Raw genomic sequence first — 14525 nt, forward strand, 5'->3', positions numbered from 1 at the left:
GAACTAATAATTAAAATAACCCGTTACGTTTTATTAACATAACGGGTTTGTTTTTTTTAAATATATTTCCACTTTATTTCGGAAAACAATATCTACTTTTACCCCTTCTAAAAATAGATCAAACAAACCCAAAAATATGTCTCAAAATAAAATGATACTCGGTAGTGAAGAATGGTGTTCCTTTCCTGAATTAGGAATTCCAACAATAAAAGCACGAGTAGATTCAGGCGCTAAAACCTCAGCTTTACATGCTGTAAACATTGCCCCATTCATAAAAAACGAAACTAATTGGGTGAAATTTGACATCAACCCTATTCAAAACAATCAAAAAACAGTAATACACTGCGAAGCCCCTTTGATCGATAAACGAATCGTAAAAAGCTCAAGCGGTTTTAGAGAACAACGATATGTAATTCAAACCACACTACAAATTGGAGATTCTATATGGACAATCGAAATGACATTGACCAATCGAGATTCCATGGGTTTTAGAATGCTTTTAGGACGTGAAGCTATGAGCGGAAGAATATTAGTTGACCCTGAACAAAATTATTTATTAGGACAACCCTCTACTGACAATCTTAAAGATTTATACAAAAATTCAGAAAAAGCTAGTACAGGTTTACGTATTGGTGTGCTAGCTAGTAATCCTGAATTATATAGCAATAAAAGAATCATGGAAGCTGGCGAAATGCGTGGACATGAAATGCACTTTTTAAACATTAAAGAATGTTACATGCGTTTGGATGCTAAAACACCAGAAATTCACTATCGCGGTGGTCTTATCTTAGATAAATTTGATGCTATTATTCCACGAATTAGACCAAGTATCACTTTTTACGGATGTGCCTTAACCAGACAATTTGAAGCTCTAAAGGTTTTTTGCTTAAACTCAGCCAGTGCCATTACGCAATCTCGAGATAAATTATACTCGTTACAATTATTACTACATAGTGGCATCGACATTCCTACAACAGGATTTGCCAATTCCCCTTTGGATACGAATGATTTAATTAAAATGGTTGGTGGACCACCATTAATAGTAAAATTATTGGAAGGCACACAAGGTAAAGGTGTCGTTCTTGCAGAAACAAAAAAAGCTGCTGAAAGTGTTATTAATGCCTTCAAAAGTGTTAATGCAAACATTCTTGTTCAAGAATTTATTAAGGAAGCTAACGGAAAAGACATTCGTTGTTTTGTTATTGACGGTAAAGTAGTAGCCTCTATTCAAAGAGAAGCTATGCCAGGTGAATTTAGAGCCAATATCCACTTAGGAGGTACAGCATCCGTAATAAAGGCCACAGCCGAAGAAAAGAGAATCGCTATTAAAGCCACCAAAGCTATGGATCTAAAAGTAGCAGGAGTAGATATTATTCGTTCTTCAAAAGGCCCATTATTACTAGAGGTTAACTCCTCTCCTGGACTAGAAGGAATTGAAGGCGCTACCAATAAAGACATTGCAGGAGAAATGATTAAAGCTATTGAAAAGAACTTTGTAAAACCTAAATAAGTCATTGCTAACACAATAAACTCTAGTGTTTTTTTAAGCTTGATTGTAGTGGCAAGCCTATGCAGGTCAAAAATAACTTTTTCTTGTAATGGTAGAGCACCTAAAGAAAGATATTACCAGTACGTAAAAAAGGAGACGAAACCAAATAGTTGTAACAAAAAGCAGGAATGGTTTCAGAGGAATAACTTTTTTTAAAACTTCCATATCTTCCTTTAAAACTTATCTCTTTGCCTAAAACCTTTCTCTATAACTACTCAAATACAATGGAATAGTTTACTTTTGCAAAAAAAATACACTCGTGAATTACCTTTCAGTCGAAAATATATCAAAATCCTTTGGAGAACGCACCCTGTTTGAAAACATCTCTTTTGGGATTAACAAGGATCAAAAAATTGCTTTTATTGCCAAAAATGGTTCGGGAAAAACCACCATTATGAACATCATCAATGGTTTTGACGAGCCTGATACAGGGCAAGTTATTTTGCGGAAGAGCATCCGTATGGCGTTTCTTTCACAAGACAATAATTTGCAAGACGAATTGACAATTGAAGAAAGTATTTTTGCGTCCGACAATGAAACCTTGAAAATCATTGAGGCTTATGAAAAAGCATTAGAAAATCCCGAAGATGAAGAGGCTTACCAAAAAGCCTTTGACGGAATGGATCAGCACAATGCTTGGGATTTTGAAACGCAGTACAAGCAGATTTTGTTCAAACTAAAATTAGAAGATTTCAAGTTGAAGGTCAAAAACCTTTCTGGTGGACAGAAAAAACGTTTGTCACTAGCAATTATCTTGATTAACCGTCCTGATTTATTAATTTTGGATGAACCTACGAATCACTTGGACTTGGAGATGATTGAGTGGTTAGAAAGCTATTTTGCAAAAGAAAACATTACGTTGTTTATGGTAACACATGACCGTTTCTTCCTAGAACGTGTGTGTAACGAAATCATCGAATTGGACAACGGAAAAATATACCAATACAAAGGAAATTACTCGTATTATTTACAAAAAAAAGAGGAACGCATCGCCTCAGAAAATGCGAGTGTAGATAAAGCACAAAACTTATTTGTAAAAGAATTGGAATGGATGCGTCGCCAACCGAAGGCGAGAACTACCAAATCGAAATCTCGTCAAGATGACTTTTATGAAATCAAGGAAAAAGCCCAAAGTCGCCGTAAGGAGAACAAGGTCGAACTTGAAATCAACATGGAACGCATGGGGAACAAGATTATCGAGTTACACAAAATCTCGAAAAAATTCAAAGACCATGTCATTTTAGACAACTTTAGTTTTGATTTCCAACCCGGAGAACGCATCGGAATTATTGGTAAAAATGGAACTGGAAAATCAACTTTCTTGAACTTGGTCACTGGAACTTTACCTCTTGACAGTGGTAGAGTGGTGATTGGTGAAACCATCAAAGTGGGGTATTATACCCAAAGCGGAATCAACCCAAAACCAGGACAACGTGTTATTGATGTCATTAAAGAATACGGAGAATTTATTCCGTTGATGAAAGGACGATTGATTTCGGCTTCGCAATTATTGGAGCGTTTCCTTTTTGACTCTAAAAAACAATATGATTTTGTAGACCGATTGAGTGGTGGCGAATTGAAACGTTTATATTTGTGTACTGTTTTGATTCAGAATCCGAACTTCTTGATTCTCGATGAGCCTACTAACGATTTAGACATCGTGACTTTGAATGTTCTAGAAAGTTTCTTGATGGATTATCCTGGCTGTTTGCTTGTGGTATCTCACGACAGGTACTTTATGGATAAGATTGTGGATCAGTTATTTGTTTTTAGAGGACAAGGTGAGATTGAAACTTTCCCTGGAAACTATTCTGATTTTAGAAGCTACGAAGACAGTGCTGATGTTGCTCAAAAAGAAGATAATAAAACAGAGAAAAAAGAATGGAAGCAAAAGAATCCCACAGGAAACTTAAGCTTTAACGAACAAAAAGAATTCCAGAAAATAGAGCGTGAAATCAAAGACCTAGAACTTGACAAAGCGAAAATCGAACAACTTTTTGCTGATGGTAAAGTAGTTGATACTGATATTGAAAAGAAAGGTAGAGAATTGCAAAACCTTATCAGTAAGATGGAAGCGAAGGAAGAACGATGGTTTGAACTTTCGGCCAAGATGGAGGGATAAACCCTGATAATCATATCTTTTACCTAAAACTAAATCCCTAAATAAATTAATTTTATTAGGGATTTTTTTTATGCAAAATTTATTATAAAAAATCTATGAATTAGCAACATATAACATTTTCCAGAAATTCTATAAATAACATAAGTCATCCCCTCTCTACATTTGTAAAAGTTAATAACAAATAAAAATAAATACAAATGGAAAATACACACAACACAGGAGAAAATAAACGACCAATTTTAACAGGAATGTTTGAAGATCGTGAAAGTACAGAAAGAGCATACAATACTTTACATGAAAGAGGATATGCTAAAGATGATATTAATCTTATCATGTCCGATGAAACGAGAGAGAGATATTACTCAGACAAAAATGACCATTCAGATCTAGGAAGCAAAGCTGCAGAAACCGCAGGAACAGGTTCTGCAATTGGAGGGACTATTGGTGCTATTGTTGGCGTGGTAGCCGCTTTAGGAACTAGTGTCGTTCTTCCTGGTTTAGGATTGATTATTGCGGGACCACTTGCAGCAGGATTAGCTGGTGCTGGTGCTGGAGGTATCACTGGAGGACTTATAGGGGCTTTGGTTGGATCTGGTATTCCTGAAGACAGAGCAAAAATTTATGAATCAGGAATTAAAGATGGTCACGTTGTATTGGGCGTTCACCCTCGCAACAATGAAGATGCTACATATTTTGAAAATGACTGGAGATCAAACCGAGCAAAAGAAATTCATCGTTAATCAATATTTTTGCACTAAAATTTAACTAGAACCGCAACAATTAATAATTGTTGTGGTTTTTTAATAATATAATTTCTTTAATTAGAGCAACAAAGTATTTATCGTGTTTTTACATTAGATTTACACCTTGACTGTGATAAGTCTTTTTTCAAAATTATTGTTTTTTAAACTTATTCCATCTCCTTATGAATTTCGCCTCTACTTTGAAATTGAAAATAGCATTCTTTTTTGTACTCTTTGCTACTCAAATTGCTTTTTCCCAAGAGGACAATAAGGAAACCACCTACCCTATGCGGACTTTTTATGATCTATTCAAAAAAGAAGACTCTATAAAAGCTGAAAAACCAGATAAAAAAACCAGTTTGATAATTCTACCAACACTTGGTTACCAGCCCGCAAATGGTTTTACTCTTGGATTTATTAGCCAATATAGTTTTAAGAAAAATCCAGAGAATAAGATTTCGCTAATTTCAGGAGGCGCCTCTTATAGTACCAAAAAACAAATCCTGACTTACCTAAAAAACAATATGTACCTCAAGGACGATACTTTTTTCCTGAGTGGCGATTGCCGTTATTACGTTTTCTCGCAGTCTAATTTCGGTTTGGGTTCAGCCATAATTCCGTATGGCGAAGCATATGATAATTTTGATCTTTTGGCTATCGAGCAACCTATGAAATACAATTATTTCAAGTTTCACGAAACCGTTTCGTACAACCTGCTACCCAACTTTTTTGCAGGTGCAGGAATCCACATTGATGCGTATAGTAAAATAAACGATGAACTACTAGATGTCTCTAATGATAAACATACTTATCACTACGATTATTCCCAAAAGTATGGTTTCAACCCAGAGCAATATGGTGTAAAAGGAATGAGTTTGAATTTTATTTTTGACACCCGAGACAATCTAATCAATACCAATAATGGCTTGTTTTTTAATCTAAATTACCGTTTCAACCCAAAAATAAACACCACCCAACAACAAAGCACCACTTTATTATTAGAATCAAGGTATTTTATCCCACTGAGTAAAACAAACAAGCAACATGTATTGGGATTCTGGTCATATGGTCAGTTTGTAACTAGCGGCCATCTTCCTTATTTAAACTTACCTGCAATAGGTTGGGATCAAAACAGCCGAAGCGGAAAAGGGTACATTCAAGGGCTAATACGAGGGGCTAACTTAGTATATTTCGAAACCGAATATCGTTTCCCTATCACCCGCAACCAATTGATTAGCGGCACCGTCTTTGCAAATGCCACGACCGCAAGTGATGTTGCTGGTTCTGTAAAATTATTCCAATCGATTCAGCCCGCTGCTGGTATTGGTTTACGTATTTTGCTCGACAAAAAAACCTTGACCAATTTTGTAGTCAATGCCGGTCTAGGACGAGGTTCTCAAACGTTCTATTTTAATGATGGGGAAGGATTTTAGGAGCACGACGACCTTTTTCCAAAACAACGGCCCCTCCCGCTTTTCGTTACAATCTCTAGTTCCGCTATCGCTACACCAGAGGATTTTCACTGCAATCGGGGCTATGAACTTCGAGTCTTTTCCAAAACTACTAAGGATAATTTCACGGAGAAAAACTAAGGAGACACCGATATTTTTTAAAACATTTAAGAATTGTAAGAGCCTTTAAGCTGAACGCTTGAACATACTTACATCATCATTATAGACAATAACATATCCACAATACCCTCCCCTCCTTAGAAGGGGTCGGGGGAGGATTTTACCACCCAATAGGGTTATAATCTTTTAAGAATTTTCCGCGCCAGTGTTTGCCTGTATTGATTCCGTCAAATAAAGGATCCATTACTCTCGCTGCTCCATCTACAATATCTAATGGTGGTTGAAAATCTTCTTGCTCTTGTTTTCTTTTGGCTAGCTCGGCTGGATCTTCATCAGTCACCCAGCCTGTATCAACAGCATTCATAAAGATGCCTACTTTGGCTAATTCGCCAGCGGCGGTATGCGTTAACATATTCAGAGCTGCTTTAGCCATATTGGTATGCGGATGACGTGCTTCTTTAAAATCACGGTAAAATTTCCCTTCCATCGCCGATACATTGATAATATGCTTTTTTCCAGTATTGTCTTTTCTCATCAGTTCCGACAAACGGTTGCACAAAACAAAAGGAGCAACTGAATTCACCAACTGGACTTCAATCATTTCCGTCGTTTCAATTTGACCTAATTTCAATCGCCAACTGTTGGTTTTTCGCAAATCAACTTGTTGTAAATCAGCATCAAGTTCTCCTTCTGGAAAAACTTCATTGGCAACCAAAGCCTTATCGAATGAATACGGAATTTGGGATAATTGTGCCGAAGCTCTCAATCCAATTCCTGGTTCAGGTCCGTGCCATGTCACTGGCATGTTTTGATTTGAAGAAATACTTGAAGTCAACACTTTCAATTCATCCAAACAATTCAAATGATCTAATAATAGTGTTTGCGCTTGAAGTGGTAAGGTTGAAATAGGACGCTCTTCGTTTTCCATTAAATGTTTATAAAATCCTGAAGGACGACGCACCGTTTGAGCGGCATTATTAATCAGTATATCTAATCGACCGTATTTTTGTTCAATGAAATTACAAAAAATCTCTACACTTGGAATATGTCTTAAATCCAAACCATGGATTTTCAATCGGTCTTCCCATTCTTTAAAATCAGGTTCTTTGGCAAAACGTAAAGCCGAATCAACAGGAAAACGGGTTGTAGCAACCACCGTAGCACCACCACGCAATAACATTAATGTAATATGATAGCCGATTTTTAATCGAGAACCTGTAATTACAGCAATTTGCCCTTTGACATCGGCAGTTTGAAAACGTTTGGCATAATTAAAATCACCACAATCGGTACACATCGTATCGTAAAAATGATGCATCTTAGTAAATGACGTTTTACACACATAACAATTGCGTGGGGTTTCCAGTTCTAATTGCTCTTTGTTTGCCAAATCTGTAGAAGCCAATAATTTTGGAGCCATAAATACCGCTGCTTCACGAGCATGACGAATTCCTGTTTCCTTACGAGCCGTTCTGTCGCGTTTTTCTTGTTTGCGTTTGGCTACTGCTTTTCCATCTTTCTTTCTTCGCAAAAGTTCGTCACGATCGGGACGTGCAAATTGTCCAGCCGCTTTGATTAAAGCTGTTCTTTGGTCTTTTGGAATATCAAAAATCTGGTCGGTATCCGTGTTTAATTGTGATAGAATAGCAATACAACGATCAATTTCTCCTGTTGTGATTGTAATTTCTTGTAGTTGTTCTTCCTGCATCATCTTCTAAAAATGGTATTTCTTTTATTTTAAGTTCGCAAATATAGTTTTTTTTGGAGGGACTAAAGTGATAGGATACAAAGTCTCTACGTTTTGGAAGTCGTAACTCCTAAATACATAAGCTAAAAAATAACCGACGATTTGCTAATTTTAAAAAAAAAATGTCTTCTAGAATTAGATCAGAATAAATTTGCGCTAATTACCCTTTAAGCGGATTATTGACAATACTTCTAAAAAAATTAGCGAATCTGCGGTTAAAAAAACTTTACACCTTAGCTCCTTTGAAACTTTGAAACTTTGTACCTTTGAAACTTTGAAACTCAAAAAATGCTTTTCCAAATCAAATCCTACTTACAATTCCTTTGGCATTCCAAAAACGAACATGCAGTACATTCTCCGTTTGTTTTTCTTTTGCTTACCAAATGTTTTTACGATAAAAAACCAAAATCTTATTATTTGGTTTTAAAAAACTACCGCCAATCCCTGTTAGAAAATAAAAATACGATTGAAGTAACCGACTTTGGTGCGGGTTCGAAAATTTTTAAATCTAACCATCGCCAAATTGCTAAAATTGCTAAAACGGCTGGAATTAGTCAAAAGCGTGCTCAGTTGTTGTATCGCATAGTGGAGTATTTTCAACCTGAAACGATTTTAGAACTAGGAACTTCGCTGGGATTAGCTACTGTTGCCTTAGCCTTCGGAAATAAAAATGCTCAAATTACCAGTCTCGAAGGTTGCCCAAATACGATGGCAATTGCAAAAAAACAATTGAAAGAATTCAATATCAACAATATAAAATGTATCACAACTGAATTTGATGCTTATTTTGACAGCTCTCAACTTCAAACTTCAAACTTCAAACTCATTTACTTCGACGGCAATCATTCGAAAAAGGCGACTTTAAATTATTTTGAACGGTTGTTGCCAACGGTGCATAATGATACTGTTTGGATTTTTGATGATATTCATTGGTCTGCCGAAATGGAAGAGGCTTGGAAAATCATCAAAGACCATCCAAAGGTCAAAGTCACCATTGACACCTATCAATGGGGATTGGTTTTCTTTAGATACGAACAACCCAAACAACATTTTATAATTCGAGTATAATGTACCAAACTTGAGACCGATTTCACGTACTACTTTAAAAAAAATCATTAAAAAACACTTGTACTCTAGAGTTCCAATTACATTTTGTACTTTTATTTTTTTAATCAGACATTACAAAATCCAAAATGAGCCAACCTTTAATAAAGATTACAAACATCAAACGAAACTTTGCTCTAGGTGACGAAATCGTTTATGTTTTAAAAGGAATCGATTTAGAAATCAACAAAGGAGAATATGTAGCACTTATGGGACCCTCGGGTTCTGGAAAATCGACTTTGATGAATCTTTTGGGATGTTTGGACACGCCTACTTCTGGAAGTTATATTTTGAATGGTAAAGATGTTAGTAAAATGAAAGACAATGAACTAGCAGGCATTCGAAACAAAGAAATTGGCTTTGTATTCCAAACGTTTAATCTGTTGCCTCGAATGACAGCTCTAGACAATGTTGCTTTGCCAATGATTTACGCTGGATATTCAAAATCTGACCGAAAAGCTAGAGCCGAAGTCGTTTTAAACCAAGTAAGCCTAGCCGATCGAATGGACCATCAACCCAACCAACTCTCTGGTGGACAACGCCAACGGGTAGCCGTTGCAAGGGCATTGGTAAACAACCCTTCTATTATCCTTGCCGATGAACCTACGGGAAACTTGGACAGTAAAACATCATTAGAAATCATGGCGCTTTTTAACGAAATCCATGCTAATGGTAACACAGTTATTTTGGTTACCCACGAAGAAGAAATTGCTGCTTATGCACATCGTGTCATTCGTTTGCGGGATGGGATGATTGAGAGTGATACGAGGAAAAAGTTAGATGTTAAGAGTTAAGAGTAATGTGTTTTTGGTTTCAAATCCCAATAATACATTATATATTCTTAATCTACGACCGTCTAACTCCTAACCTATAACACTTAACTTTTTTTACAAAAATGAAAATATACACCAAAACCGGTGACGGTGGCACCACAGCACTTTTTGGAGGAACACGTGTTCCTAAAGACCACATCAGGATTGACAGTTACGGCACGGTAGACGAGTTGAATTCCTACATAGGACTCATTCGGGATCAAGAAATGGATTCACATTATAAGGAAATCTTAATTGAAATTCAAGACCGTTTGTTTACTGTGGGCGCTATTCTTGCAACGCCACCTGAAAAAGAAGTGCTTAAAAACGGACAATCACGGTTAAAAAACCTCGGAATTTTACAAAATGACATACAATTATTGGAAAATGAAATTGACAATATGGAAACTGCTTTGCCACCAATGACACATTTTGTATTGCCTGGCGGACATACTACAGTGTCATATTGTCATATTGCACGTTGTGTTTGCCGTAGAGCCGAACGCTTAGCTGTACATTTAGACCATCAAGAACCTATAGAACCACTTACGATTCAATACCTAAACCGACTTTCTGACTACCTTTTTGTCTTGGCACGAAAGTTGACTTTTGATTTGAACGCTGAAGAAGTGAAATGGATTCCGAGGAAATAAGGTACTGAGATTCTGAGAGAATAAAGTCCTATGCACCTTAAAAACTTAGTTCCTAAGCGGCTTAAAAAACATACGTTCTTAATTTTTATATAAAAAAATCATTTTTTACTTGTCTTTTTCAGTAAAAAAATTATTTTTGCACAAAACTAAATCGATAAATAGATGTATTGGACATTAGAATTAGCATCCTACCTAAGTGATGCACCGTGGCCTGCTAACAAAGACGAACTTATTGACTACGCTATACGTGCAGGAGCACCACTAGAAGTGGTAGAAAACCTACAGTCTATTGAAGACGAAGGGGAGATATACGAATCGATGGAAGAAATTTGGCCTGATTATCCTACTGACGAAGATTATCTTTGGAATGAGGACGAATATTAAAAAATAATACTAAGAAAAAGTCTCCTGTGAGACTTTTTTTTTGGTTAAACATAAACTAAAAAAATAAACCAGAAACATAAACAGTTATGAGTTTCATAAACAGCATTTTAAAAGCTTTCGTAGGAGATAAATCCGAGAAAGATGTTAAGGCATTACAACCTTACCTCAAAAAAATTAAAAGTTTCGAAAGCCACTTAATCACCTTATCACATGATGATTTAAGAGCACGTACCTACTTTTTCAAAGATCAAATCAAAGAAGCACGTGCTTCTATCGATTCTAAGATAAAAGCACTTCAAGAAGAAGTAGAAAACACGGAAGACATCGATCAAAGAGAAACTATTTATGAAAAAATCGATGCTCTTGAAAAAGAAGCTTACGAAATTTCAGAAAAAACATTACTTGAAATTCTTCCTGAAGCTTTTGCAGTAGTAAAAGAAACGGCAAGACGTTTTAAAGACAATCCAGAAATCACCGTTACTGCTAACGAAAAAGACAGAATGTTCTCTGGAACAAAACCATACGTATCCGTTGATGGAGACAAAGCGACTTGGAAAAACCAATGGAATGCTGCGGGTAAAGCCATTACGTGGGACATGATTCACTATGACGTACAGTTGATCGGCGGAATGGTGTTACATGAAGGTAAAGTAGCTGAAATGCAAACGGGAGAAGGAAAAACATTAGTGGCAACACTCCCTATTTACTTGAATGCTTTGACAGGAAACGGAGTACATTTAGTAACCGTGAATGACTATTTGGCTAAACGTGATAGTACTTGGAAAGCGCCTTTATTTGAATTCCACGGAATGACAGTAGATTGTATTGACAATCACCAACCAAGTTCAGAAGGAAGAAGAGCCGCCTATAATGCCGATATTACCTATGGTACCAATAACGAATTTGGTTTTGACTACTTGCGTGATAACATGACGCATTCACCAGACGATTTGGTACAAAGAAAACACAACTACGCAATTGTCGATGAGGTGGATTCTGTATTGATTGATGATGCTCGTACGCCATTAATTATCTCGGGACCAGTTCCTCAAGGAGACCGCCATGAGTTTAACGAATTGAAACCAAAAATCGAAAACCTAGTAAGCTTACAACGCCAACTAGCGAATGGATTTTTATCAGAAGCTAAAAGATTAATCAAAGAAGGAAACACTAAAGAAGGTGGTTTTATCCTTTTGAGAGCTTATAGAAGTTTGCCTAAAAACAAAGCGTTGATTAAGTTTTTGAGTGAAGAAGGAATCAAACAATTGCTCCAAAAAACAGAGAACTCCTATATGGAGAACAACAATAAAGAAATGCCAAAGGTTGATGAAGCTTTGTATTTTGTTATTGAAGAAAAAAACAACCAAGTGGAGTTGACTGACAATGGTATCAAATACCTTTCAGGAGATACAGATGCTGACTTTTTTGTCCTTCCAGATATTGGAACTGAAATTGCAGCTATCGAAAAGAAAAAATTAGACAAAGATGCCGAAGCGGAAGAAAAAGAACGTTTGTTCCAAGATTTCAGTATCAAGAGTGAGCGTATCCATACATTGACACAACTTTTGAAAGCCTATGCTTTATTCGAAAAAGATGTAGAATACGTTATCATGGACAACAAAATTATGATTGTCGATGAGCAAACTGGTCGTATCATGGACGGTCGTCGTTATTCTGATGGATTGCACCAAGCGATTGAAGCCAAAGAAAACGTAAAAATCGAAGCAGCAACGCAAACTTTTGCAACGGTAACACTACAAAACTATTTCAGAATGTACAGCAAGTTAGGCGGTATGACTGGAACAGCAGTTACTGAGGCAGGAGAGCTTTGGGAAATATACAAATTGGACGTTGTTGAAATTCCAACAAACAGACCAATGGCACGTCAAGATAAAGAAGATTTCATCTACAAAACAACCCGTGAAAAATTCAACGCGGTAATCGAAGATGTAACCGAATTGTCTAAAGCAGGTCGCCCAGTTCTTATTGGAACAACATCGGTTGAAATCTCTGAATTGTTAAGCCGAATGCTTAAAATGAGAGGCGTTACACACAATGTATTGAATGCTAAAATGCACAAGCAAGAAGCCCAAATCGTTGAGGACGCAGGTAAACCAGGAGTCGTTACGATTGCAACTAACATGGCAGGTCGTGGAACGGATATCAAATTATCTGCCGAAGTAAAAGCAGCAGGTGGATTAGCCATCGTAGGTACAGAGCGTCACGATTCTCGTCGCGTGGATCGTCAGTTACGTGGTCGTGCTGGTCGTCAAGGAGATGTAGGTAGTTCACAATTCTACGTTTCGCTAGAAGATAACTTAATGCGTTTGTTTGGATCTGAAAGAGTTGCTAAAGTGATGGATCGAATGGGTCTTGAAGAAGGTGAAGTAATCCAACACTCGATGATGACAAAATCTATCGAGCGCGCTCAAAAGAAAGTCGAAGAAAACAACTTTGGTGTTCGTAAGCGTTTATTAGAATATGATGATGTGATGAATGCACAACGTGAAGTAGTGTACAAACGTCGTCGTCATGCTTTGTTTGGAGAACGTTTGAAACTAGACATCGCAAATATGTTGTATGACACTTGCGAATTGATAGTGCAAAACACAAAAGCAACTAACGATTACAAAGCATTCGAATTTGATGTAATCCGTTATTTCTCTATCACGTCACCTATAAGCGAAGCTGATTTCACAAAAGGTACTGAAATCGAACTGACGGGTAAAGTTTACAAAGAAGCCCTTAAATATTACAACGAAAAAACAGAACGTTCTGCTAGAGAAGCTTTCCCTATCATTGCTAATGTTTACGAAGATAAAAACAACCAGTTTGAGCGTATCGTAGTGCCATTTACTGATGGTGTAAAATCGTTGAACGTGGTAACCGACTTGAAAAAAGCATACGAAACTCAAGGAAAACAATTGGTAGCTGATTTTGAAAAGAACATCACCCTAGCTATTGTTGACGAAGCTTGGAAAAAACACTTACGCAAAATGGATGAGCTGAAACAATCTGTTCAGCTAGCCGTTCACGAGCAAAAAGACCCGTTGCTTATCTACAAATTCGAAGCTTTCAACTTGTTCAGCAGCATGTTGAACGGAATTAACAAAGAAGTGATTTCATTCCTTTTCAAAGGGGATTTACCACAGCAATCCGCACCGGAAATCATCCACGAAGCAAGAGAAATTCCTCGTCCAAAAGAGAACTACAAAACTCAAAAAGACGAAATCGTCTCTAGCGAATCAGCCAACCGTGAAGCAGGCGAAACACAGCAACGTCAAGTGACCGAAACGATCACTCGTGATATGCCAAAAATCAATCGCAACGACACCGTTACGATTCAAAACGTGGCTAACGGACAAACACAAGAAATGAAATTCAAAAAAGCCGAAAGCTTAGTAGCCTCAGGTCAATGGGTTATTGTGAAAGAATAACCTTTTAAATAACAGATTCCCAATCCCCAATTACGAAAGTAGTTGGGGATTTTTGTTTTCAGGAGCAGAATGTTTGGTTTTCATAATAACTTCCCTCCCGCTATGCGTTGCAATCTCTTATTCCGCTATCGCTCCACAAGAGGATTTCCACTGCTATCGGGGCTAGATATCGACGTTTTGTTTTTCATATTTATACATCGGTTGTTGTATTAAGACATACTATAACATGAATGAAGTTCATACCTCTTGCGTACGAAAAGTATTCAACAAATAAAAAGTCCCTTTGATGATTTGTAAGAAAAAAATAATATATTTGAAACAGTTATAAAAGCGAAACAAACCTTCGCCTATACACCTAAATTCGGGTAGCTATGCGAAGGTTTGTTTCGCATATATACAAGTT

Annotated in this window: 10 protein-coding genes; 9 read left to right on the forward strand and 1 reads right to left on the reverse strand. The window is 36.8% G+C overall.

The features are described from left to right. Positions 1-136 precede the first annotated feature (136 nt). The 4 genes from rimK (at position 137) to WBQ70_RS04825 (ending at position 5847) form a co-directional block, all read left to right on the forward strand. The gene (gene rimK, locus WBQ70_RS04810) at positions 137-1510 is read left to right on the forward strand and encodes a 30S ribosomal protein S6--L-glutamate ligase (protein WP_423911286.1); all 1374 of its coding nucleotides are present in this window, start codon (positions 137-139) and stop codon (positions 1508-1510) included. Positions 1511-1808: 298 nt separating this feature from the next. Continuing rightward, a complete protein-coding gene (locus WBQ70_RS04815; protein ID WP_423911288.1) occupies positions 1809-3671 on the forward strand; it encodes an ABC-F family ATP-binding cassette domain-containing protein in 1863 nt (620 codons plus the stop codon). A 197-nt stretch (positions 3672-3868) separates the two neighbouring features. Next, complete coding sequence (locus tag WBQ70_RS04820; protein WP_423911290.1) at positions 3869-4411, forward strand: hypothetical protein; 543 nt, start codon at positions 3869-3871, stop codon at positions 4409-4411. A gap of 209 nt (positions 4412-4620) precedes the next feature. Continuing rightward, positions 4621-5847, forward strand: coding sequence for a BamA/TamA family outer membrane protein (locus WBQ70_RS04825; protein ID WP_423911291.1), 1227 nt, complete (start codon positions 4621-4623; stop codon positions 5845-5847). A gap of 298 nt (positions 5848-6145) precedes the next feature. Here the strand turns inward: WBQ70_RS04825 and WBQ70_RS04830 are convergent, their stop codons facing one another. Continuing rightward, positions 6146-7693, reverse strand: a complete 1548-nt coding sequence (locus WBQ70_RS04830; protein WP_423911303.1) for an SDR family NAD(P)-dependent oxidoreductase — start codon at positions 7691-7693, stop codon at positions 6146-6148. A 327-nt stretch (positions 7694-8020) separates the two neighbouring features. Between WBQ70_RS04830 and WBQ70_RS04835 the strand changes: the two genes are divergently transcribed. The 5 genes from WBQ70_RS04835 to secA all read left to right on the forward strand — a co-directional run bounded on the left by WBQ70_RS04835 (position 8021) and on the right by secA (position 14122). Further along, positions 8021-8800, forward strand: a complete 780-nt coding sequence (locus tag WBQ70_RS04835; RefSeq protein WP_423911293.1) for an O-methyltransferase — start codon at positions 8021-8023, stop codon at positions 8798-8800. Between the two features lie 125 nt (positions 8801-8925). Continuing rightward, a complete protein-coding gene (locus WBQ70_RS04840) occupies positions 8926-9630 on the forward strand; it encodes an ABC transporter ATP-binding protein (protein ID WP_423911294.1) in 705 nt (234 codons plus the stop codon). A 101-nt stretch (positions 9631-9731) separates the two neighbouring features. Then, a complete protein-coding gene (locus tag WBQ70_RS04845; protein ID WP_423911295.1) occupies positions 9732-10301 on the forward strand; it encodes a cob(I)yrinic acid a,c-diamide adenosyltransferase in 570 nt (189 codons plus the stop codon). 162 nt (positions 10302-10463) lie between these two features. Continuing rightward, positions 10464-10685, forward strand: a complete 222-nt coding sequence (locus WBQ70_RS04850; RefSeq protein ID WP_007138072.1) for a DUF2795 domain-containing protein — start codon at positions 10464-10466, stop codon at positions 10683-10685. 86 nt (positions 10686-10771) lie between these two features. After that, entirely contained in the window at positions 10772-14122 is a 3351-nt protein-coding gene (gene secA, locus WBQ70_RS04855) for a preprotein translocase subunit SecA (RefSeq protein ID WP_423911301.1), read from the forward strand. Positions 14123-14525: the final 403 nt, after the last annotated feature.

This window comes from Flavobacterium sp. (genome assembly GCF_049590715.1).
Taxonomy (GTDB): domain Bacteria; phylum Bacteroidota; class Bacteroidia; order Flavobacteriales; family Flavobacteriaceae; genus Flavobacterium.

Bases quoted from the DNA above. Each gene is read 5' to 3' on its own strand.
- rimK (WP_423911286.1), top strand. From the start codon at position 137: ATGTCTCAAAATAAAATGATACTCGGTAGTGAAGAATGGTGTTCCTTT.
- WBQ70_RS04820 (WP_423911290.1), top strand. From the start codon at position 3,869: ATGGAAAATACACACAACACAGGAGAAAATAAACGACCAATTTTAACA.
- WBQ70_RS04830 (WP_423911303.1), bottom strand. From the start codon at position 7,693: ATGCAGGAAGAACAACTACAAGAAATTACAATCACAACAGGAGAAATT.
- WBQ70_RS04835 (WP_423911293.1), top strand. From the start codon at position 8,021: ATGCTTTTCCAAATCAAATCCTACTTACAATTCCTTTGGCATTCCAAA.
- WBQ70_RS04840 (WP_423911294.1), top strand. From the start codon at position 8,926: ATGAGCCAACCTTTAATAAAGATTACAAACATCAAACGAAACTTTGCT.
- WBQ70_RS04845 (WP_423911295.1), top strand. From the start codon at position 9,732: ATGAAAATATACACCAAAACCGGTGACGGTGGCACCACAGCACTTTTT.
- WBQ70_RS04850 (WP_007138072.1), top strand. From the start codon at position 10,464: ATGTATTGGACATTAGAATTAGCATCCTACCTAAGTGATGCACCGTGG.
- secA (WP_423911301.1), top strand. From the start codon at position 10,772: ATGAGTTTCATAAACAGCATTTTAAAAGCTTTCGTAGGAGATAAATCC.